This window comes from Thermoflexus sp. (assembly GCF_040289485.1).
Classification (GTDB): domain Bacteria; phylum Chloroflexota; class Anaerolineae; order Thermoflexales; family Thermoflexaceae; genus Thermoflexus.
Map to the genome: position 1 here is coordinate 1 of NZ_PSLG01000035.1, position 22,374 is coordinate 22,374.

The window sequence follows — 22,374 nt, forward strand, 5'->3', positions numbered from 1 at the left end:
CTCCAGCAAAAAACGATACTCTGGCATCCGAGAGGCCTCACGATCCCAAAGGATGGTCTGCGCGCCCATCACTATGTGGGCGCGCAGACCATTCCATGCAGCGCGGCAGTTTCGCTCACTGCCGTCCTCAAGTTAAATGCGCCCCACCGGTCACATCAATCACCGCCCCCGTTATGAAATCGGCCTCGGGCAGGCAGAGGAGCAACACCACGTTGGCAACGTCCTGTGGCTCCTCAATGCGCCCTAGCGGCGTCTTGCTCACATACTCCGCCCGCACAGCCTCAGGATCCATGCCGCGGAGTTGCCCTTCCCAGACGATCTCGCGCTCCTGCATCGAGGTTCGGACGAAGCCCGGGCAGACTATGTTCACTTTGATGTTATACTTGCCTACCTCAACAGCAAGGCTTAACCCGAAGCCGATCACCGCCCACTTGGACGCGGCGTAGTGCGCCAGAAGGGGGACGGCCCGATGGCCAGCCATCGAGGCAGTGATGATGATGCGGCCGCCCTTTCGGATCATATGCGGTAAGGACGCCTGGCACGTCAGGAACACCCCTTTCGCATTAACGTTGAAATTGTAATCCCACTCCTCCTCCGCGAGGTCCTCGACCCAGTTCATCGTGGAGACCCCAGCGTTGGCGCACACGATATCCAGGCTCCCCCACTTGGCGACGACAGCGTCCATCACGGCGACATTCTCGGCTTTCTTGGTGACGTCCAACCGCCACGCCTCCGCTGTTCCACCGGCCTGGCGGATCTCCTCGGCGACCCTGCGAGCCCAATCCTCATTGATATCCGTGACCGCGACGAAGGCACCCTCTCGGGCCAAGGTGCGAGCGATGGCGGCCCCGATCCCCGTCCCGGCTCCGGTCACAACGGCTACCTGTCCATCCAAGCGTCCCATGGTTCACCTCCAAAATGCGGTGATCCTCCCCAACCGCGGGAAGAGCGGCTTAAGATTCTCATATAGCGTGCGGTAGACGGCATAAGCCTCCGTGTAGCGCGCATGCGCATTGGGATTCGGTTCGTTGATCAAGACCGGACCGGCGAAGGCCTCGACTTCACTCCAATCGCGAAAGAGCCCTATGCCCATGCCCGCCACAAAAGCCACCCCCAGGGCGGAGCCGGGATGCACGGGATAGGACTGGATGGGGATCCCCAACACATCGGCCGCGATCTGCCGCCAGAGGTCGCTGCGCACCCCTCCGTCGGCGGCCCGCACCCGGGTGATGGGATAGCCGCGCTCTCGCAGGATCTCCAGATGGTGGCGGAAGCCGTAGATGACCGCCTCGAGGATAGCTCGGAACAGGTGACCGCGGCCATGGCTGAGTGTAAGGCCAAAGAAGACCCCTCGGGCCTCTGGATCGAAGATCGGTGTCTTCTCCCCTAGGAAATAGGGCAACACGATCAATCCGTCCGAAGCGGGGGGGACATCAGTTGCCTCTTCATCCAAACGACGATAGGTGGCACCGCCTGCCTCCCACCCTAGGACCTCGGTGACAAACCACTTCACCAGAGAGCCGGAAGCAGCCATGCACCCGTTTAATAGATAGCGGCCAGGGATATCGTGGTAATCAATATACAGTTGGGGATGGATCTCTAGGCGATCCAGGCAATAGAGGATATCCCCGGCCCCGCCGAACTTGATGAGCAGATCGCCGGCATCTCGAAGGCCGGCCGCCAGGGCCGAGGCCACATGATCGGCGCTTCCAGCCACCACCGGCGTTCCCGGAGCCAGGCCGGTCGCCTCGGCGGCCTCCCGGGAGACCTCGCCGATCACCTCGGTGGGGAACCGGACAGGGGGAAACAGATCGACCGAGAGCCCGCTGACCTCCAGCAGGTCCTCCTCCCATTCTCGGGTATGGATATTGAAGAGACCGCTCTCCACCGCCCAGTTGATCTCCAGAGACCAGGCGCCGGTGAGGCGATGGGCGATGTAGTCGTAGGATCCCAGCACGCGGCGGGTTCGATGCCAGATCTGTGGCTCATGACGCTGAACCCACATCAGCCGGGGCCCGACGTGCTGCTGGTTGGTATATCCGCCGGTCCGGAGGAAGAGCTGTTCCTGATCAAGGGCCTCCCGCAAGAGAACGATCTCCTCTACCGCACGGGCATCATTTTGCAGAATAGCCGGTCGCAGCACATGCCCCTCATCGTCCAACAGCACCAGCGCAGGGACCATGCCGCTGCAGCCCACCACGGCCACGTCCCGCGGATCCCGGCCCGCCAGCAGCTGGCGGCATACCGCCACCACGCCGGCCCACCAGTCCTGAGGGTCTTCCTCCGACCACCCCGGATGCGGCGAGCGAAGATCGTGGAGAGCTATGACCTCGGCCGTCTGCTCGCCACCCGACCCGATCAGGATCCCCTTCACCCCTGTGGTCCCGATATCCAAGCCCATCGCCCAACGGGTCATCTCCCACCTCCATGAGCTCAGCCTTTGATCGCCCCGCCGCCCAGGCCGCGAACCAGGAAGCGCTGGACAAAGAAAGACAAGATGAGCATCGGTACCACGGCGGCGATAATTGCGACAGACATCTTACCCAACTCCACTCCTCGAAAGGTCCAGTAGCCGGCGATAGCAACCGGCAAGGTTTTAGAGTGTCCCCCAGCCAGCATAAGCGCATAGAACATCTCGTTCCACGACATAACGAAGGCGAAGAGACCGGCCGCGCTCAAGCCGGGCCGGGCTGCCGGTAGGACGATGTGTCGGAACGCCTGCCAACGAGTGCAGCCATCCACCATCGCTTGCTCCTCCAGATCCCGAGGGATGTCCTCGAAAAAGCTGATCAGAAACCATGTCACCAGGGGGGCGATGAAGGTCAGATGGGCCACCGCCACCGCCCAGATGGTGTCCAGCAGCCCAGTGTAATAAGCCATCAAGAAGAATGGGATGATGAATAGGGCAGGCGGCATCATCTGTGCAGCCAGGATGAGAAAGCGCAGGGCCGTGCCACCGGTCCGGAAACGGGAGAAAGCGTAAGCCGCCGGAGCCCCCACCCAGAGGGCGAAGATCACTGTCACTGTCCCCACCACCACGCTGTTCAAAAAATACCTGGGGAAGGGTGAAGATAGCCAAACCTCCGCCCAGTTGGCCCCTGTGGGCCAGAAGCCGAGGAGGGCGGGGCGGGCCAGCTCTGCCGGCGGCTTGAGAGAAGCTAAAAAGATCCACAGGAACGGGAACAGCACGCCGGCTGCGGCAACCAAGAGCAACCCAAAATGGAGGCCCCGGCTCAGCACTCGTTGAGCGGCCAACCCTTTCCTTGGGATCATCAACATCCGCGCCAGCGGCCGAGACACGCCAATCATGCCGGAGCCTCCTGACGCCGCAAGATGTAGAAGAGTAGGACGATGAGTATGAAGATGATCGCCCCGAGGACGATGGCCATGGCGGCGGCTTCCCCAAGCCTAAAGTAAAGGAAACCGACACGGTAGATGTGAAAGAGGATGGTCTCCGTGCGCTCACCAGGCCCGCCTCGGGTGATGGCGTAAATGTACTCGAAAACGCGGAAGGCATCCAGCATGCGAATGAGCACCGCCGCCAGGATCACCGGGCGCAGCATCGGGATAGTCAGGTGCCGTAGGATCTGGAGCTCCGATGCCCCATCCACCCGCGCCGCCTCGAAGGGCTCCGTCGGCAGGGCCTCCAGCCCCGCCAACAGGAACAGGATCATCATAGGCGTCCATTGCCACGCATCGATGAGGATCAGAGAGAACAGCGCGAGGTCCGGGCCGAACCAGTCGATCTCCACGTGTAGGGCCCGCAGAGCGGTGGGGACGATTCCCAGTTGGCTGTTCAGCAGAAACCGAAACATCAACCCCACCGCGATCGGCGTCACGAACATGGGAGTGAGCAGTATGGCCCGAAAGGCGTTCTGAATTGCTACCGGCCGGTATAGGGCATAGGCCAACAGAAAGCCCAAGGCTAGCTCCAGCCCCACCGCCCCGCTTACGAAGATCAGCGTGTTGCGCACAGCCGTCCAATAGGAAGGATTGTCTAGGAGGCCCCTATACTGGGCGAGGCCAACCCATTGGATCTCGTGCAGGGCTGTGAGGCGGTAATCATGAAAAGAGATCCACGCGGCAAAGGCCAGAGGGTAGCCTTGCACCAGCAGGAGTACCCCCAACAGAGGGATGACCATGCGCCGCCCGAGGGCGCGATCCTGACGGCTCATCCTGTGCTACCATTCACTTCCCCAGGATCTTGCGGACCTGCGCCGCGGCATCCCGCAGAGCCTGCTCCGGCGTCTTCTCGCCGGCCACGGCAGCGTTCAGTTCGGTGCCCACCACCTGGATGATTTCCTCGGCCTTGGGGCCGCGGACCAAGGGTTCGGCGTCCCCCAGAATGCGGAGGACGGTCTCGTAGTAGGCGCGGCCGAATCCCTTCTCCCAGACCTCCGGATCCCGCATAGCGCTGACCCGCACTGGAGCGCCACCCAGGATGACCCGCTGCTTCTCAACGCGTTTGGAGGACACCCAAGAGATGAACCGCCACGAAGCATCCTTGTTGGGCGCGTTCCGGGGGATTGCCCAGTGCCATGCCCCCAACACCGCCTTGCCGCCGGGGACCTCATAGAGGGCAAACTTCCCGGCCAGCGGGCCGGCCGGCCCCTGGGGGTTGTTTAGCGTGGGGAGCATCCAATTGTAACTCAACATGGTGGCTGCCTCGCCAGCGGCCATGCTCCGCAGCGCCTCATCGAATCCCCAGTTTAGCGAGTTGGGAGGCGCCGCCGTCCGATACATTTCGATATAAAGCTCCAAGGCGCGAACAGCCTCGAGGCGATCCAAGATCACGTTCCCCTGATCGTCCATCAGGTTGCCGCCAGCAGCGTAGAGCCAGTTCTTCCATTCCTCGAACACCTTGTAGCCCCGCTGGGGCTGCATGGCCGCTCCGTAGATCTTGCCACCGCTCTGCTCTTTGAAGAACTTGGCGATCCGGACATAATCCTCCAGGGTGGTCGGGGGCGCCAAGGGTTTCCCGAACTTGCGCTGGTAGGCCTCCTTGTAGGCTGGATCGTCGAACAGGTCCTGCCGCACGATCAGGCCCAGGGCATAATTGTAGAAGGGAATGCCGTAGACCTTGCCCCCCACCACCCCGATCTCCCGCACTGGGCCGACGAAATCCTGGAAATCATAGTCCGGGATGGTCTGTATTCGCTCGTCCAGGGGTTCCAGGAAATTGCCGGCCACAAACTCGTCCATCCACGGGTTGTCCACAATGATGACATCATAAGTGGCTTTGGGGGCCATGAAGGAAGCAAGGATCTTATCCCGCATCGCATCGTAGGGCATGGCGTCGATGATCACTTTGATCCCAGGGTTCTCCCTCTCAAAGTCGGGCAGCAACTTGCGGATCACATCAGTATCGGGGACCTGCTCCATAATGACCGTCAGGGTGGTGGGGACGGTCGGACGGCATCCTGCCAGGAGCCCGGCCAGCAGAAGGAACAATATCGGTCCATGAGCCCAACGTTGCATGGCGCACCTCCTGTCCAGGGATGAGAAATCCATACGCTGTGCCTCGAGGCCCAGCCTTGGTTCTTCCTTACGCTCAAAGCCAACCCAGGCGGCTCCCCAGCCAGGACATCAACACACACCGCCGAGACGGATCTGTTGGAACAGGCGCATGGAGAGCACCTAGGCTGTGAGCCCGGCCACCATGGAGATCACCCTGAACTCCCTCAAGCTGATGACAAAGACCAAGAGGGCCCCCGTGAGGATGCCCGACAGCATGCCCGGGATCAGCACGCGGCGCATCCACCGCCACAGGTTCCCCCAGGTTAAAATCTTGAACAGCGACCACCGAGCCCCCCTCCCTATCCCCCCGTCTCCCGCACCCGGCGGACAATGTCCATAAAGGCACGCACCCGCCCCGGATCCACTGGGTTCCAGGTGATGCCATCCACCTTCAAGCTGGAACCCACGATCACCCCGTCGGCCCAGGGCAGCAGGTCGGCGATGTTGTCGTGCCGTGCCCCTGTGTTGATAAAGACGGGGATTGTGCCCACTGCCTCCTTTACTGCTTGCAGATCCTCTATCCGCACCGGGACGCCGGTCAACGACCCGGAGACACAGAGAACATCTGGCAGGCTGGAGAAAACCACCGAACGGGCGATCTCCGCCAGGGAGCGCGAGCCCAAAGGGGCTGCGAATTCCGCGTTGATGTTAAAGAACACCCGCACTGCATCAGCACCGATGGCCCGTCGATATCGAAGGGCCTCCCCCGCCGAAGGGCTCCACAATCCCATATCGCTGGCATAAGCCCCCGTGAACACCTCCCGCACGAACTGCGCCCCCGTAGCGTGGGCGACCGCGATGGCCGCCACTGGATCCCACAGAATGTCGATCCCGAACGGCACCTGGATCTCTGAGCGCAGGGCCCCGACCACCACCGCCATCGCCGCCACGGTCGCCGCATCCACCCGCAGAATATAGGGCCGATCGTTCTCGTTGCAGAACATCACTCCATCTACTCCGCCCTCCTGCAAGGCGTGCAAATCCCGTCGCGCCCACTCGAGGATCCCTTTCATCCCCCGCGCCGTATCGTAGAGCGGGGAGCCCGGGAGGGCTGGCAGATGGATCATCCCAATCACTGGCTTGGAGACCCCAAAGACCTCGTGAAGCCAAGACATCCCCGTGTTCTCTCCACTCGGATTTGTGTGTGATCGCTCAGGAGCGCCGCGCCGGGGCCGCCCGCCGGTCGGCCTCCCGATCCTCCGTCACCGGCACCACGTGTACGTCCACTCCCAACTCCCGCAACCGTGCCACCAGGATCGGATCCGCCCCTGCATCTGTGATCACTCGATGCACCCGCTGCACCGGGCAAATGGCGGTAAAGGAGATGTGACCCAGTTTGCTGTGGTCGGCCAGTACGATCACCTCCCGCGAACGCTCTAAGAAGACCTTTTTCACTTCCACATCGTCGAGGCTGAAATCAGTACACCCCGCCTCCGGATCCAGACCGGCTACCCCCATAAAGAAACGATCGTAATAAAACTGAGCCGCCATTCGCAGCGCCAGGGGACCGACGACGGAGAGCTCCTTCTTGCGCAACTGGCCGCCGAGCAGGAAAACGGACACCTCACTGTTAGCCAGCAACTGGGCGATGTGAAGAGAGGCCGTGAACACGGTGAGATTGCGACGCAGACGCAGCAGGCGGGCCAGCTCAATGGTCGTGGAACCCACGTCTAAAGCCAGGACCTCCCCCTCCCGGACCAAGTCCAGGGCCGCTCGGGCAATGGCTCGTTTCTCTGGCAGGCGCACCCGCGCCCGTGTGAGATAAGGGATCTCATGACCAACCCCCGGCGTGCCCAGGGAGGCCCCCCCACGGGTGCGCACGATCAGCCCCTCCTCGGCCAAAGCCTGCAGATCTCGCCGGATCGTCGGCAGCGATGCGCCAGTCAGCTGGGCCAGCTCCTCCACCGTTATAAAGGAGCGCTCGCTCAGGATCTGCAGGATTCGCTCCTGCCGCGCTGCCCGCATGCACACCTCCTAATCATTATATAATCGATTTTGATTGCAATGTCAAATTTCGATCAAAATCGTGCAGCCGTGGGGCCACACCTATCCCCCGTGAGCTCATCGGTGCATCCATCATCGAGAGGGAGCAACAGGAGCCGGCGGCGTCCTGCCGCCGATTGCGCCGCAGGACCTATGAGAGGACCTCCCGGTAGAAGGCGGCCGTCTGTTCGGCCACCCGCTCCTGGGTATAGAGGGCCAACGCCCGCGCGTAGCCCCGCTCGGCCAGTTCCTGACGCAAGGCCGCATCCGCCATCAGCCGGCGCAAGGCTTCCGCCAGGGCCGCCACGTCCCCCTCCGGGAAAAGCCAGCCGGCCTCCCCCACCACCTCCGGGATGGCCCCGGAGGCCGCGCCGATCACCGGCACCCGGCAGGCCATCGCCTCCACCAGGATCCGCCCGAACTGCTCCTTCCAGACCGGGGTGCTCCGGGAGGGGAGCACCACCACATCCACCTGGGCCAGGAACGCCGGGAGGGCCTCCGGCGCGGCCGGCGGCAGCCAGCGCACCCGATCCGCGATCCCCAGCCGGGCCGCCAAGGCCTCCAGCCGCGGCCGCTCAGGGCCCGCCCCCATCAACCAGAGTTGCGCCCGCGCCTCCAGCCGGGCGACCGCGGCGAGCAGCAGATCCAACCCTTTCTCCGGCACGAAACGGCCCGCATAAGCCACAACAAAGGCCTCCCCCGACCGTGAGGCCGCCATCGGCCGGAAGATCCGGGTGTCCACGCCGATGGGGGGGATCACCGCCGTCCGCCCGGCGTAGCCCAGCGCCCGCAGCACGGAGACGGCCTCCCGGTTGGCGCAAAGGATGGCATCGGCGCCGCCCAGCGTCCAGCGGAGCACCTGGCGGACATGCCACCCTTTCGGGCGGTCAACGTTCTGCCAAGTGTGCAGAACGAGCCGCGCCCGCGGGGCGAACAGACGGCGGGCCAGGACGATCTGTAGGGCCGCCAGGCTGTCGGGCTCCTCCTCCGCATGGATCAGATGGGGCTGCACCGCCCGCATGGCGAAGGTCAGGGTCCCGTAAAGGGCCCGATGGGGATCGTCGGGGCGCCCGACCATGGGCACCGTCCACACCCGGACGCCTGGGATCTGGGGCTGTACCACCGCCGCCCCGTAGAGATCCCGCCAGCAAGCTGGCCGGACCGCCCCGAGGGCCAGGTCGGGCTGCGCCGCCAACTGTTCCACCTTCCTCTCCATCGACGGCGAACGATAGCGGGCGATGTGCAGCACGCGGATCACGCCGGGCGGCATGCCAACGCCTCCAGGGTGGCGAAGACATCTTCCGAGGAACCTCCTGCCCGCCACCAGACCCCGCCGATCTGGCGGGCTGCCCACCAGAGGCCCCGGGCCAAGATCCACGGACGGGCGCTCCCGTCCGCCAGGCGCCGTTCCAGCGGCGCGGTCAGGCGCTGAAGGGCCTTCGGCAGGGGCGGCAGGAACCCCACCTTCCGGATCCAACAAGGGGCAAAGCCGGCGCGCTGGAGGGCCAACCGCAAGGCCTCGGCCGTAAAAAGGACCAGGTGCGCGGGGGGACGGTAGCCCCGCCACCGCTCCGGCGACCGCACGGCCTGCCAGTGGCCAGCGTTGGGGGTCGAGAGCATCAGCACGCCTCCTGGCCGCAGCCGCTCCCAAAGCCCCCGCATGGCCGCCACAGGATCCGGGAGGTGCTCCAACACCTCCCACATGGTGATGGCGTCGAAGAGGAGGGCTGGAAGCTCGTCCAGGGATCGGGCCACCGGGACCCCCAGCCGTCGGGCCACGGCCGCAGCCATCGCCGGGGAGGGCTCCACTCCAGCGACGGCCCAGCCATCCGCCCGCGCCAGTTCCAGAAAGTAGCCATCGGCACACCCCACGTCCAGCAGCCAGCCCCGCCCCGGCCGTTGGGCGTCCAGGGCCCGCAACCGCCTCCGGAAGTGAGGGGCCAGCGCCCGATGCATCGCCGCGTAGTCCCGATAGCCCAGGTCCTCATCCCCCGCGAAATACGCCGGATCCTCGTAGATCGCCGCGATCTCAGCCGCCGTCGGCATCGGGGAGACGTAGACTGCCCCGCAGACCCCGCAGCGCACGTATCGATAGCCGCCGCGAGCGATCACCAGACGCCCCTCGGGGGCTTCACAAATCGGGCAGGAAGCGTTTCCCTTCACAGCAACAACCTCCGAAGCAGCGCCGGCAGCACCGCCCACATCCGTCGGAGGGGATTCCAGCCCGCAGCCGCCGCCTCGTCGAGCAAGGCCTCCACCATGTGCAGATGGATGTAAACGGAGCGCCGGGCGGCACGCCGCGCCGCCGGACCCGCCTGGCGCATCGGTGCCGCCCGACGGAAGGCGGCATCGGTCGCCGCGGCGATCAGCCGAGCGGCTCGATGGAGGTAGGTGTGCTCGGCCAGGACCCGCCGTTGGCCAGCCCGGGCGATGGCCTCGCGCTCCGCATCATGGCGCAAATAATAAGCGATCTTTTCCATAAGGTCCGCGTCGTCCCGATAGACCACAATCTCTTTGCCGATCTCGAACAGTTCCTCCAGCCCGTTGGCCACCGCGTCGGTCAGCACCAAGGCCCCGCATGCCGCCCCTTCGAAGATGCGCATGGTCACATCCCCCGCGATGCTACAGTTGAAGACGATCCGCGATTGGCTGTAGACACGCCCGACCTCCTCCGGGGTGTAAGGACGATAGAAGTCGTTGGTGTGGAAGCGCGCCGCGATCTGTTTCAGGCGGCGCGCCCGGGGCGTGCGCCGGTGGGCCCGGGCGATGTTGCCCACAAAGCCCACCTCGTAGATGCGAGGCAGGCCGTGGTCCCGATGGACGTCGAGCGCGGCCGCCAGGGGCAGCCAGTAGACCTGGTCGTGCCCCACAGCCCGCCGGAAACGGTCCAGATGGTCCTTCTGGGCGATGAAGACGGCGTCGAAGAAGCGTGCGGCCGCCTCCCGCCATCGCCCCAGATGGACATCGATCAAATAGCAGGCCGTGGGGATGGGCAAATCCTCAATCCCCGGCGGGAAATAGCGGCCCGCCGGATCGATCCAGAGATAGAGGTCCGGCGGCTGAGGGAGCGCGGCCACGATCTCGGGCACAGGGACCGTCTGGTCGTAGCCCGGGCGGGGCCCGGCCGGCAGCCCCACATAGGTCACCGTGTGCCCCAGCGCCCGCAACGCCCGCTCCAGATGGTAGCCGGCCGCCGTGGGGAACCAGCGGTAACCGATGGCGATGTGCATCATCCCTCCCGAGGACGACGCCCCGGGTGCCAAAGGGGCAGACCCCGCCCATTAACCTCCGGAGCTGCGCAGCCAGCGCCACAGCGCACCCGCCGATCGCGGCAGCGGGCGGGGCAGCAAGACCGCATGAACCCCCCCATAGGCCCCCGCCACCCATAGCCCCAGGAGCCCGACCCGGATCAGCGGGGGAAGAGCTTCCACAAATGCAGCCCGGGACCCCGCCAGTCCGCCGGCGAGGGTGAAGAGCGCCGCCAGAAGCGGAACCCCCCACGCCCGGTCGAACCGCAGGCCGATCTCCCGGCGCAGGATCCGATAGGCCCCCACCAGGCCTACCAGAAAGGCCAGCCCCACCGCCCCGCACGTCCCGATCGGCCCCCAGAGGGCCGTCATCGGCAGTCCCGCCGCCCCCAGCACCAGGACCTGAACTCCCGTCAGGAACAAACCACGCGCCGGTCGGCCGATGGCCGTGAACAGCACAGCCGCGTTGTCCCAAACCGGCCGCATCGCCGACACCAGGGCCAACGCCCGCAGCAACGGCGCCGCCGGCAGCCACCGTTCGCCGTAGAGCCATCGGATGAGGTCCGGCGCGGCCAGGAAGGTGAACAGCGCGATGGGCCAGGCGAGGATCAAGATCCCCCACAGCACCGCCTCTGCCGCCCGCCGCAGCCGCTCCCCATCGCCTTGCACCCGGGCGTAAGTATAGAAGGCCGGCCGTGCGAGCATGGTGTTGAGCAGGGTGCTCGGCCACTGGGCGATCCGATACGCCCGATCGTAGAACCCTAGCGCCGTCACCCCCACCAACGTCCCGATCAGGAAATTGTCCAATTGGGAGAGCAACATCGCCGCCAGGGCCGCCGCCCCCACGGTCAGCCCAAATCCCAGGAACCGTCGGGCCAGGGCCTGATCGAACCGCCAGGGCCGTCCCCACAGGTCTGGCAACTGCCAGCGCGCGATCGCCCACGCCCCCAGCGCCAACAGGGCGCTGTAGACCAGGTTCTGGGCCACCAGGCTCCAGACGCCGCCGCCGTGGAGGGCCAACCAGAAGGCCGGCCCGTAAGAGAGGGGGAAAACCACCGCCTGCCACAGGCTGATCGGCCCGAAACGCAACTCCCGATCCAGCATCGTCCCGGCGATGCTCCCCAGGCTCTCCAGGGCGGCGGCCAGCGCCAAAACCAGGGCCACCTGCACCACCTCCACCGCGTAACCCAGGGAAACCAGGATGGGAGCCGCGAGGAACGTCAAGAGCAGCCCGCCCAGGATCAGGGCGAGATCCAGCAGCCAGAAGGTGCCGAGGGCCTCGGGGGAAAGCGCCGGATGCTGCCCGAAGGCCTGGCGGACCCCCACCTTGATCTCCAGGCGCAGCAACTGGGCGAAGAACATCCCCAGGGCGAAAGCCCCGAAGGCCTCCGGGCTCAGCAGGCGGGTGAGCAGGATGCCGGCCCCGAAGCCGAAGACGATGGTCCAGTAGGCGCTCAACGCCACCCACAGCCCGCCGCGCACCGCCCGGCGGGCCAGCAGGACCTCCTCCGAAGGGGCGGATGGACCCTGGGGGGGCATTGACGCTCCCGGTCACGGGTCGGCTTCCCGATCGGATAGCATGCCGGGAAACGGCGGGTTGTCAACCGCGAGGGCCTTCATCGTCCGGGCCGGAGGGGTCGAGGGCGCTCCGGAGAGGGCCCCGGCGGGGACCGCCGGGGCAACTTCGAGAGGATCTCCTGGGCCCGATGGGCCCGCTCCAGGGCCCGCTGCAGGGCCGGGCGGGCAGCCGGAGGCGCCTGCTCGGCTAGGGCCTCCAGGATCGCCCGATGTCGGGCAACCGCCGCCAACGCCCGCTCCCGCAAGAGCGGGTGTTCGGGATGCCGCTCCGCCAGCCGGGCCAGGCGGATCAACAGCAGCGCAGAACGATCGAGGGCGGCGGGATGCGCCCCTCGACCCTGGCGCTGCAAGGCCTCCAGTTCGAGGGAGCGACGCTCGATCTGGCGCATCAGCACCGGCGTCGGATCCCCCCACCGTTCCGCCCAGGCCAGTTCGGCGGATTCCGCCAACAACTTGACGCCGTAAAGCGGATCCCCGGGGAGGCTGGCCTCCGCCGCCCGCACCCACAGGGCGCCCCCGCCGAAGAGCAGGGCGAGCAACAGCCCGACCGTCAGCAAGGCGGAGACCCAGCCCCGCCGTCCCCCCATCGCGCGGGAGGTCGCCGGCACCCCCCGATGCCGGGCCGCCGCCACCACCCGGGCGCGGCCCCGGCGGACAGCCTCTGGGCGCGGCGGGGGGAGATCGACCGTCCGCAAACGCGACGCCGTCTCCAGCAAAGGCCGGAGGCGGTCGGCGTAAGCCGGGTAGCGAGCGGCCAGCGCCTCCGGATCGCCCGCGCCCCTCCGCAGGGCCTCCAGGCACTGCTCCAGGGCTTCCTCGAAAGAGGGCTCGCGCTTCATTCGCATCCCAACCGCTCCATCCACCGGCGCAAGGCCGCCAGGGCCCGGTGCTGGAGGGCCTTGACGGCGTTGGGTGTCTTCCCCATCAGGGCCGCGGTCTCCTCCACCGAACGCCCTTCGAAGAACCGGTGCAAGATCACCTCCTGCTGTTCTGTCGTCAGCCGGCGCAACGCGGCCCAAAGGCATTCATGCCGTGCCTGTTCCTCCAGATGGTCGATGAAGGCCTCCACCCCGGGCCCCCGCTCTGGATCCTCCGGCAGCGCCCCGGGGGCGCGGGGCTGCGCCCGGTAGTGGTCCGTCAGCAGATGGCGGGCGATGGTGTAGAGCCAGGCAAGGAACGGACGGCCTTGGGCGCGGTAGCGGGGCAGATGCGCCACCATCCGCACGAACACCTCGGCAGCCAGATCCTCCGCGGTCCCTTGATCCGCCACCCGGATCCGGAAATAGCGGTAGATCGACGGGTAATAACGGTCGTAGAGCCACCCCACCGCCTCCGGGTCGCCCGTTTGCGCCCGCCGGAGGATCGCCGCCTCATCGGCCCCCGACAGGCCATGCGCCTCCTCTCGTCCCACCCACGGGTGTTCCGTGTCCATCTGCGGAGTTTAACGGGGCGCCCCCATCTCGGTTACGCAGGAGCAGACCCCACGATCCTATTTTGTCCCCGAGCCTCCAGCTCGGCGACCCGGAGGATTGACAGAACCGACCTGTCCCAGTAGCCTGGGAAGGCAAGCGGACGCGCGCCTGTCCATCTCCCTATCCAGGAGGCCTCCCATGGCGATGAGCCCTGCCCTCCGTGACGCGCTCAACGAGCAGATCCGCCACGAACTGGATTCGGCCTATCTTTACCTCTCGATGGCCGCCTACTTCGAGGCCCTGAACCTCCCAGGCTTCGCCCGCTGGATGCGGGTCCAGGCTCGGGAGGAACTGAGCCACGCCATGAAGTTTTTCGATCACCTCTGCGATCGGGGCGAGCGGGTGGTGTTGCAGGCCCTGGCGCAGCCCCCCGCGGATTTCGCTTCCCCCCGAGCAGCCTTCGAGCAGGCCCTGGCCCACGAGCGGTGGATCACCGGGCGGATCCGCGGGCTCTACGAACTGGCGGTCCGCGAGAACGAGCCCTCCAGCCTGCCCCTGCTCCAATGGTTCCTGGAGGAACAGATCGAGGAAGAGCGGAGCGTCGAGCAGATCCTCGCCCAGCTGCAGCGCATCGGCGAGGACGGCACCGGGCTGGTCCTCATGGACCGCGAACTGGCCCGGCGGAAGTCCGAGTGAGCCCGGACGTTCCCCCGCCCTTTACCTCTTCGCATGGGTTCATGGGGCGCCTTTCCAATCCCGGAGCGGTGGGCTTCGTAGACCCCAAGGAGGTGTCCAATGCGCCGATGGGCCTGCGCGATCCTGGGGATGCTCCTGCTGGCCGCCTGCGGCGGCCGAACGCCCGTCCCCTCGCCCCCGGCATCGCCCCGGGCGACGCCGACGGCCCCTGCGCCGACCGCCTCCCCAACCCCCGGCCTGCCGCCCGCAGAGACCCCGACCCCACCGGGGACACCTGTCGGAGCCTTCGTCCCCCGGGTGGAGGTTGTGGCCACGGGGCTGGAGGTGCCCTGGGCCCTCGCCTTCGCCCCCGACGGCCGGATCTTCGTCACGGAACGGCCTGGGCGCATCCGGGTCATCGAAAACGGACGGCTCCGACCGGAGCCGGTCGCCGTCCTCCCGGTGGCGGCCGTCGGCGAGGGGGGGCTGATGGGCCTGGCCCTGGATCCCCAGTTCGCCCACAACGGTTACCTTTATGTGATGTATACCTACCGGGCGGGCGGGGAGCTGCGCAACCGGATCTCGCGGCTGACCGTGCGGGGGAACACCGCCGGAGCGGAGGTGGTCCTGGTCGACGCCATCCCCGGCGCCAGCATCCACGACGGCGGGCGCCTGGCCTTCGGTCCTGACGGCAAACTCTACGCCACCACCGGCGATGCGACGCAGCGGGCCCTGGCCCAGCGCCTGGACAGCCTGGCCGGCAAGATCCTCCGCCTGAACCCGGATGGGTCCGTGCCCGCCGACAACCCCTTCCCTGGCTCCTACGTGTTCTCTTACGGACACCGCAACCCCCAGGGACTGGCGTGGCACCCCCAGACCGGCCGGCTCTACAGCACCGAGCACGGGCCGACCGGCGAGATGGGCCTGTGCTGCCTCGACGAACTCAACCTCATCCGACCGGGGGCCAACTACGGCTGGCCGGTGGTCACCGACGCCCCGGGCGATCCCCGCTTCGTGGATCCGATCCTGCACAGCGGCCAGGAGACCTGGGCGCCGGCCGGCATGGCCTTCGTGACCGGGACGGCCCTCGCGCCGTGGGCCGGCCATCTCTTCTTCGGCGCCTTGCGCGGGCAACACCTGCACCACGTGGTCCTCAGCCCCGATGGGTCCCGCGTCGTCTTTCACGAGGCCCTGTTCCAGGGCCAGTTCGGGCGCATCCGCGAGGTCCACATGGGGCCCGACGGCTTCCTGTATTTCACCACCAGCAACCGGGACGGCCGGGGTCGACCGGGGCCGGAGGACGACCGGATCCTCCGGATCGTGCCAGGGCCCTGAGGGGATCCTGCCGGGATCCCCGGTGGCTCCGGGCGCTGACGACAGCCCGCCGAGGGCTCCCAGGCCCTGGTGGCCTCGTCGGGGGACCCCATAGGACAGCGGGAAGGGCCGGCCATCGGGCCCTGCCCCCTGGAAGCAACCGCCCGGAGACCCTTCCACTAAAATGGGAACGGGACGCGTTCCCGGTCAACCCTGAGTCGAGGGGGTCGGCCATGCAGTTCGCCCAGCTGGTGGAGTTCTTCGAGCGGTTGGAGGCCACCACCAAGCGGCTGGAGATGCTGGACATCCTGAGCGATCTCTTCCGAGCCTGCGACCCGGCGGAGATCGATCGGGTGGTCTATTTCTGTCAGGAGCAGTTGCTCCCGCCGTTCCGCGGCGTGGAGATCGGGATGGCGGAGAAACTGATCCTGCGGGCCATCGCCCGGGCGGCGGACGTCGACGAGGCGCGGGTGTCCCGCCTGAACAAAGAGCGCGGGGACCCGGGTCTAGTGGTGGAGGAACTGCTTCAGAAGAAGGGCGCCCGCCCCGCCGGGCTGAGCGTGTCTGAGGTCTATGAGGCGCTGCTGCGCATCGCCGAGACGACCGGCGAGGGCAGCGTCGAGCGCAAGGTCCAGATGCTGGCGGACCTCCTCCAGCGATGTGCCCCCAAGGAGGCCCGCTACATCGCCCGCTTCGTCCTGGGCCGGCTGCGGCTGGGGATCGGTGACCCCACCCTCCTGGACGCCCTCTCCAAGACCGTGGCCGGCGATCGGAGCCTGCGCCCGGAGCTGGAGCGGGCGTATAACCTGTGCTCGGACCTCGGCCTGGTGGCCCGCACCCTCTTGGAGCAGGGCCTCGAGGGCATCCGGGCCTTCCGCATCCGGGTGGGCAACCCGATCCGCCCGGCCCTGGCCGAGCGGCTGCCCAGCGCTGAGGAGATCGTCCAGAAACTGGGCCGCTGCGCCGTCGAGGTCAAACTGGACGGGTTCCGCTGTCAGGTCCACAAGGCCGGCGACCGGGTGGAGATCTTCTCCCGCAACCTGGAGCGCACCACCCCCATGTTCCCCGAGATCATCGAGGCGGTCCGCCAACAGATCGCCGCCGAGGAGGTCATCCTGGAGGGGGAGGCGGTGGCTGTCAACGAGGAGACCGGCGAGATCTACCCCTTCCAGGTCACCGTCCAGCGCAAGCGCAAGCACGGCGTCGAGGAGATGATGCGGGAGTATCCGCTGGTCCTCTTCACCTTCGATCTCCTCTACGCCGACGGCCACGATTACACCCCGGAGCCCTACGTCCACCGTTTCGAGGCCCTGGAGCGGCTGATCCGTCCGGACGGCCGCATCCGGCTGGTGGAGCGGCGGATCACTGACGACCCGCGGGAGATCCAGCGCTTCTTCGACGAGGCGGTCGAGCGGGGCATGGAGGGGATCGTGGCCAAGCGGCTGGACGCGCCCTACCAGGCCGGGGCCCGGGGGTTCCATTGGATCAAACTCAAGCGCTCCTACAAAGGGGAGCTGAGCGACACCATCGACGTGGTGGTGGTGGGCTACTTCCGGGGCCGGGGCATGCGGGCGAAGTTCGGCATCGGGGCCCTGCTGGGGGCCGTCTACGACCGCGCCTCGGACACCTTCAAGACGGTGGCCAAGATCGGCAGCGGCCTCAGCGAGGAAGAGTGGGTGCGTATCCGGAGCCTTCTGGACCAGATCCGGGTGGAGCACCGACCCGCCCGGGTGGATTCGCTGATCGAGCCGGACGTGTGGACGGAGCCCCGCTATGTCCTGACGGTCCTGGCCGATGAGATCACCCGCTCCCCCGTCCACACCTGCGGCAAGGTGGGGGACGAGCCCGGCTACGCCCTCCGGTTCCCCCGGGTGATGGGCTGGATCCGGGAGGACAAGGGGCCCGAGGACGCCACGACCGTCGAGGAGATCCTCTCGATGTTCCAGATGCAAAGGCGGGTACAGTTGGCCGGCTGAGCCCGCGGGATCCCTGGCCGGGAGGACCCAGGGCGTGAGGGACATCGAACGGGCTGCCCACGAGGTCCTGCGGCGGAACGATCGGGGGGACTTCACCGTCCCTTCGCCGCGCCAATACCCGCATTTGTGGCTGTGGGACGCAGGGTTCGCTGCCCTGGGATGGGCGGCCGTCGGCGACTTCGACCGCGCCTACCGGGAGATCCGGGCGACCCTTCGCGGCCAGTGGCGCAACGGCATGGTGCCCCATGTGGTCTTCTACGGGTGGCCCAGCGCCTATTTCCCCGGGGCCGACGTCTGGCGCTCCCAGGAGGTCCCAGAAGCCCCGCCGGACCTCCCCACCTCGGGCATCACCCAGCCGCCGGTCCTGGCCTGGGTGACCGAGATCCTGTTCCGCCGGGACCCCGATCGCCGGCGGGCGGCCGCCTTCGCCCGCGCGGTCTTCCCCGCCCTCTTGGCTTACCACCGCTGGCTGCACACCGCCCGGAACCCGGACGGCCTTCAACTCAGCCTCATCGTGCATCCGTGGGAATCCGGGATGGACAACAGTCCCCTGTGGGATCTCCCGCTCTCCCGGGTCCCTACCGATGGCCTGCCCCCCTATTCGCGCGGGGACATCCGCTGGGTGCCGCCGGAGCAGCGGCCCCGCCCGGCAGACTACGATCGCTTCGTGGCCTTGATCCTCCATCTGCGGTCCCACCGGTATGGGGAAAGCGGCGCGCGCACCTCCCCCTTCCGCGTTTACGACGTGCTGTTCAACGCCCTACGCCACCGCTCGGAGGAAGCCCTGCGGGCCCTGGCGCGGGCCCTCGGGGAGCCCAGCGAGGAGATCGAGGATTGGCTGGGGAGAGGCCAGGCCGCTTTCCAACGGTGGCTGTGGGATCCCGAGCGGGCGTTCTTCCTGGACTGGGACGGGGTCGCCGGCGGGCGGATCCCGGTGATCGCGGCAGGGGGGTTCGTGGCCCTCTGCGCGGGGGTGGCAACCCCGGAACAGGCCCAGGCGATGGTGGCCCGATATCTCCGGAACCCGGAGGCTTTCTGGCCCGGCCGCGGGACGCGCTACCTGGTCCCAACGGTCAGCCAGGCGGAGCCCGGATGGGAGCCGCGGCGCTACTGGCGAGGACCGATCTGGATCAACCTCAACGCCCTCATCGCCCACGGCCTGCGGCGCTACGGATTCCTCGCGGAGGCGGAGGCCATCCGCGACCACACCATGGCCCTGGTGGAGCAGGCGGGCTTCTGGGAATACTACGACCCGCGGACCGGCGAGGGCCTGGGCATCGCCGACTTCACCTGGTCCGCCGCCCTCACCCTGGCCTGGGATCTGCTGGCCGAGGCCTAGAAGGCCATCCCCTGGGAAAGGGCCGTCGCCGTCCTGGCCCCCGGTGTTTGTAAAGGATTATTGACATATAGACGTTTATCCGATAGAATGGAACCACCCTCTCGGCGGGCGGGGGCCCGGGGGTGCCCAATGGGACGGCGGGTGGTGACGGACGGTTTGGAGAATCGGGTGGCACAACTCCGCCAGGAGCGGGGCTGGAGCCAGGGGGAGCTGGCCCGTCGGGCGGGCCTCTCCCGCCAGGCCCTCAGCGCCATCGAGGCCGGCCGCTACCTCCCCAACGTCACGGTGGCCCTCCGGCTGGCCCGCGCCCTGGGCTGCCGGGTGGAGGACCTCTTCTCCTGGCCCCCTGCGATCTTGGAGGCGGAGTGGCCGTCCGGCGCCGGGGAGGCGCGGACGGCGCCCGCCCGGGTGGGGCTGGCCCGGGTCGGCGGGCGGGTGCTGGCGTGGCCCCTCTCCGGCGGCCTGGCCTTCCAGATCCCCGCCGACGGCTTCCGGCAAGGGGGAAAGCGCCCCGGCCCGGTCCCGGTGGCCCTGACGATCCGGCCGGAGATCCTGGAGGAGACGGTGGTCCTTGGGGGATGCAATCCCGCCTTCCCGCTGCTGGCCGCGCACTTCGCTCGGGCGCGCCCGGCCTCCCGGCTGCTCTGGATCCCGATGAACAGCCGCGCGGCGCTGCGCGCCCTCGCCCGTGGGGAACTCCACATCGCTGGCACCCACCTCTGGGACCCCCGGAGGGGACAGGACAACCTCGACGCTGCCCGCCGGGAACTGGGCGGGCGTCCGGTGGCGGTGATCACCTTCGCCCGTTGGGAAGAGGGCTTGATCCTTCCCCCGGGCAACCCCCGGCGGATCCGCCGGCTGTCGGATCTCGCCCGCCGCGGGCTCCGCCTGGTCAACCGGGAGCCGGGGGCGGGCAGCCGGTGGATCCTCGCCCGCCGTTTGCGAGAGGAGGGGATCCAGCCCTCGGGGCTGGAGGGCTATCGCCGGATCGTGCGCGATCATCTGGGGGTGGCGGCGGCGGTGGCGCATGGGCTGGCCGACACGGGCCCGGGGGCGCTCCCCGCTGCCCGGGCCTTCGGCCTGGCCTTCCTGCCCCTCGCCGAGGTCCGTTACGATCTGGTGATCCCGCTGGACTTCCTCGGATCCCCGACGGTGCGGGCGTTGCTGGAGGTAATGGCCGACGGGGCTTTCCGGCGCGACCTGGAGGCCATCGGCGGCTACGACACGCGCCCGACGGGAACCCTGGTGGCCCGGCTCCCAGGGCCGTAGGGCGCTCTTCCGGAGGAGGAGGATAGGATGCGCCGTGGTATCTGGGTGTCGCTGTGGCTGATGGCCGGCTGCCTCTCTCCCTTGAGGTCGCCGGCCGCCGGGCCGGTAGAAGTGTGGGTCTTCGCCGCCGCCTCGCTGCGGGAGCCCTTCCAGGAACTGGCCCAGCGCTTCGAGGCCCAGCATCCCGGGGTCCGGGTCCGCTTGAACCTGGGAGCCTCCTCGGCCCTGCGGACCCAGCTGATGCAGGGCGCGCAGGCCGACCTGTTCGCCTCGGCCGATGAGAAAAACATGGAGGAGATCGTGCGCGCAGGCCTGGTCGCCGAAGGGCCCTACATCTTCGCCACCAACCGGCCTGTCCTGATCGTGCCGGCGGACAACCCGGCCCGGATCTCCCAACTGGCCGACCTGGCCCGGCCGGGGGTCCGGATCGCCCTGCCAGGCCCGGAGGTTCCCATCGGTGCTTACGCCCGCACGATCCTCCAGCGGGCCAGCCAGGATCCCGCCTACGGCCCCGATTTCGCCGAGCGGGTGCTGCGGAACGTGGTCTCCGAAGAGGCGAACGTAAAGGCCGCCTTCGCCCGCGTCGCCCTGGGCGAGGCCGACGCCGCCTTCGTTTATCGCACGGACGTCGGCCCGGCCGATCGGGAGAAAGTCCGGGTCGTGGAGATCCCCGAGGCCTTCAACGTGGTCGCCCGCTATCCGATCGCCCTCCTGAAGGGGGCACGCCACCCGACGGCCGCCCGGGCCTTCATGGCCCTCGTGCGCTCTCCCGAGGGCCAGGGGATCCTGCAGCGATGGGGCTTCGGCCCTCCGTGACGGCCTGTTTCCGGGAAGGGGCGATGCGAAGGGGATGGCCGCGATCGATGCTGTTGTATGGGCTGGGGCTGCCGGCCCTGCTGTTCTTTGGCCTCCCCATGCTCGTCCTGGTGTTCCGCGCGGCGGAGGGTCTCTCCGGCTCGGCGCTGAAGGCCCCGCTGGTGCGCCAGGCCATGGCCCTGACCATGGGGACCAGCCTGGCCACAACCGGGCTGGCGGCGTTGCTGGGGACCCCCTTGGCCTACCTGCTGGCGCGGCGGACGTTCCCGGGGAAGGCGCTGGTGGAGACGCTGGTGGAACTGCCGATCGTGATCCCCCCGGTGGCCGGGGGGGTGATCCTGCTGCTGACCTTCGGTCGCCGGGGGCTGCTGGGGCCGGCCCTGGAGGCGGTGGGGGTCACCCTGTCCTTCACGCCCCAGGGGGTGGTGATGGCCCAACTGTTCATCGCCGCCCCGTTTTACATCCGAGGCGCCCGCCTGGGTTTCCTGACGGTCTCCCGGGAACTGGAGGAGGCCGCCGCGGTGGACGGCGCCTCCCCATGGGGGGTCCTGTGGCACGTGACCCTCCCCCTGGCCTTCCCCGGCCTGTTCTCCGGCCTGGTGCTGTGCTGGGCGCGGGCGATCGGGGAGTTCGGGGCCACCTACCTGTTCGCCGGGAACCTCCCCGGCCGCACCCAGACGATGCCTCTGGCAATCCTGACCGCCATGGAGAGCGATCTGAGGGCGGCCCTGGCCCTGACGGTCCTCCTGGCCTTCTTCTCCGCGGCCGTGCTCGTCGGCCTGCGGGGGCTGCTGGCGGAGCAGGAGGGCGCCTTCCTTCAATGAAGGATGAGGCTGGCATCTCCCTCCCCGTCATAGAGGCCGGGGGTCACCAGGCGGACCTTGCCTGAGGTGACGCCAGTCCCCGCCGTTGGCGGGATCCTCTCCGTGGGGTTGATCAGGGGTCTGGACCCGCCTATCATGGGGCCAACGTTCGGATCGCCCGGCGGAGGCGGGATGGCTGCCAAGAAACGGATGGCTTCCACGAAAAGGGAGACGCACCGGCGGTTTCCCACCTCCTCCCGATCGCTGCGGATCGGGTCTCCGGAACCCGTGCCCGCCCGCCGATCCTGCCTATAATAGTATACCAGGACTGAGAGCAGCAACGCTGCCAGGAGGTGGCAAGCATGCGCCTCCGCGGCATCCTCTACATCCTCGCCCGGCTTTTGGGCGATGTCAATGCCGTGAAGAAGGGCAAAGTCGGCCAGC

At 67.7% G+C, this 22,374-nt stretch carries 20 protein-coding genes; 7 read left to right on the forward strand and 13 right to left on the reverse strand.

Annotated elements, in window-relative coordinates:
* Window positions 1–127: 127 nt before the first annotated feature.
* The 13 genes from C4313_RS07305 to C4313_RS07365 form a co-directional block, all read right to left on the reverse strand.
* The gene (locus C4313_RS07305; RefSeq protein WP_352429213.1) at window positions 128–904 is read right to left on the reverse strand and encodes an SDR family NAD(P)-dependent oxidoreductase; all 777 of its coding nucleotides are present in this window, start codon (window positions 902–904) and stop codon (window positions 128–130) included.
* A 3-nt stretch (window positions 905–907) separates the two neighbouring features.
* Window positions 908–2,416, reverse strand: coding sequence for an FGGY-family carbohydrate kinase (locus C4313_RS07310; protein WP_352429214.1), 1,509 nt, complete (start codon window positions 2,414–2,416; stop codon window positions 908–910).
* 17 nt (window positions 2,417–2,433) lie between these two features.
* Entirely contained in the window at window positions 2,434–3,309 is an 876-nt protein-coding gene (locus tag C4313_RS07315; protein ID WP_352429215.1) for a carbohydrate ABC transporter permease, read from the reverse strand.
* A complete protein-coding gene (locus tag C4313_RS07320; RefSeq protein ID WP_352429216.1) occupies window positions 3,306–4,175 on the reverse strand; it encodes a carbohydrate ABC transporter permease in 870 nt (289 codons plus the stop codon). The genes C4313_RS07315 and C4313_RS07320 overlap by 4 nt, the downstream gene beginning before the upstream one ends.
* A 13-nt stretch (window positions 4,176–4,188) precedes the next feature.
* Window positions 4,189–5,478, reverse strand: a complete 1,290-nt coding sequence (locus C4313_RS07325; RefSeq protein WP_352429217.1) for an ABC transporter substrate-binding protein — start codon at window positions 5,476–5,478, stop codon at window positions 4,189–4,191.
* A 338-nt stretch (window positions 5,479–5,816) separates the two neighbouring features.
* On the reverse strand, window positions 5,817–6,632 hold the full coding sequence (locus C4313_RS07330; protein ID WP_352429218.1) for a BtpA/SgcQ family protein: 816 nt from the start codon (window positions 6,630–6,632) through the stop codon (window positions 5,817–5,819).
* A 37-nt stretch (window positions 6,633–6,669) separates the two neighbouring features.
* Entirely contained in the window at window positions 6,670–7,482 is an 813-nt protein-coding gene (locus C4313_RS07335) for a DeoR/GlpR family DNA-binding transcription regulator (RefSeq protein ID WP_352429219.1), read from the reverse strand.
* A gap of 169 nt (window positions 7,483–7,651) precedes the next feature.
* The gene (locus tag C4313_RS07340) at window positions 7,652–8,770 is read right to left on the reverse strand and encodes a glycosyltransferase (RefSeq protein WP_352429220.1); all 1,119 of its coding nucleotides are present in this window, start codon (window positions 8,768–8,770) and stop codon (window positions 7,652–7,654) included.
* A complete protein-coding gene (locus C4313_RS07345) occupies window positions 8,755–9,612 on the reverse strand; it encodes a class I SAM-dependent methyltransferase (RefSeq protein WP_352429221.1) in 858 nt (285 codons plus the stop codon). The genes C4313_RS07340 and C4313_RS07345 overlap by 16 nt, the downstream gene beginning before the upstream one ends.
* Window positions 9,613–9,659: 47 nt before the next feature.
* A complete protein-coding gene (locus C4313_RS07350) occupies window positions 9,660–10,730 on the reverse strand; it encodes a CgeB family protein (protein WP_352429222.1) in 1,071 nt (356 codons plus the stop codon).
* A 51-nt stretch (window positions 10,731–10,781) separates the two neighbouring features.
* On the reverse strand, window positions 10,782–12,287 hold the full coding sequence (locus tag C4313_RS07355) for an oligosaccharide flippase family protein (RefSeq protein WP_352429223.1): 1,506 nt from the start codon (window positions 12,285–12,287) through the stop codon (window positions 10,782–10,784).
* A gap of 77 nt (window positions 12,288–12,364) precedes the next feature.
* Window positions 12,365–13,171 (reverse strand): hypothetical protein, encoded by an 807-nt coding sequence (locus tag C4313_RS07360; RefSeq protein ID WP_352429224.1) that lies wholly within the window; start codon window positions 13,169–13,171, stop codon window positions 12,365–12,367.
* Window positions 13,162–13,737 carry a sigma-70 family RNA polymerase sigma factor gene (locus tag C4313_RS07365; RefSeq protein ID WP_352429225.1) on the reverse strand — a complete coding sequence of 192 codons (576 nt, stop codon included), beginning with the start codon at window positions 13,735–13,737 and terminating at the stop codon, window positions 13,162–13,164. The genes C4313_RS07360 and C4313_RS07365 overlap by 10 nt, the downstream gene beginning before the upstream one ends.
* Before the next feature lie 199 nt (window positions 13,738–13,936).
* Here C4313_RS07365 and C4313_RS07370 point away from each other — a divergent pair, with 199 nt between their 5' ends.
* From C4313_RS07370 to C4313_RS07400, 7 genes are all read left to right on the forward strand, one after another.
* Window positions 13,937–14,434: a ferritin gene (locus C4313_RS07370; protein ID WP_352429226.1), complete on the forward strand. Its 498-nt coding sequence runs from the start codon at window positions 13,937–13,939 to the stop codon at window positions 14,432–14,434.
* Between the two features lie 99 nt (window positions 14,435–14,533).
* Complete coding sequence (locus C4313_RS07375) at window positions 14,534–15,748, forward strand: PQQ-dependent sugar dehydrogenase (protein WP_352429227.1); 1,215 nt, start codon at window positions 14,534–14,536, stop codon at window positions 15,746–15,748.
* Window positions 15,749–15,960: 212 nt separating this feature from the next.
* Window positions 15,961–17,703 (forward strand): ATP-dependent DNA ligase, encoded by a 1,743-nt coding sequence (locus C4313_RS07380; RefSeq protein WP_352429228.1) that lies wholly within the window; start codon window positions 15,961–15,963, stop codon window positions 17,701–17,703.
* A gap of 34 nt (window positions 17,704–17,737) precedes the next feature.
* Window positions 17,738–19,042 carry an MGH1-like glycoside hydrolase domain-containing protein gene (locus C4313_RS07385; RefSeq protein ID WP_352429229.1) on the forward strand — a complete coding sequence of 435 codons (1,305 nt, stop codon included), beginning with the start codon at window positions 17,738–17,740 and terminating at the stop codon, window positions 19,040–19,042.
* 129 nt (window positions 19,043–19,171) lie between these two features.
* Window positions 19,172–20,311, forward strand: coding sequence for an XRE family transcriptional regulator (locus C4313_RS07390; RefSeq protein WP_352429230.1), 1,140 nt, complete (start codon window positions 19,172–19,174; stop codon window positions 20,309–20,311).
* A 27-nt stretch (window positions 20,312–20,338) separates the two neighbouring features.
* Window positions 20,339–21,127, forward strand: a complete 789-nt coding sequence (gene modA / locus C4313_RS07395; RefSeq protein ID WP_352429231.1) for a molybdate ABC transporter substrate-binding protein — start codon at window positions 20,339–20,341, stop codon at window positions 21,125–21,127.
* A gap of 47 nt (window positions 21,128–21,174) precedes the next feature.
* Window positions 21,175–21,951: an ABC transporter permease gene (locus C4313_RS07400; protein ID WP_352429232.1), complete on the forward strand. Its 777-nt coding sequence runs from the start codon at window positions 21,175–21,177 to the stop codon at window positions 21,949–21,951.
* The last annotated feature ends 423 nt before the right edge of the window (window positions 21,952–22,374 follow it).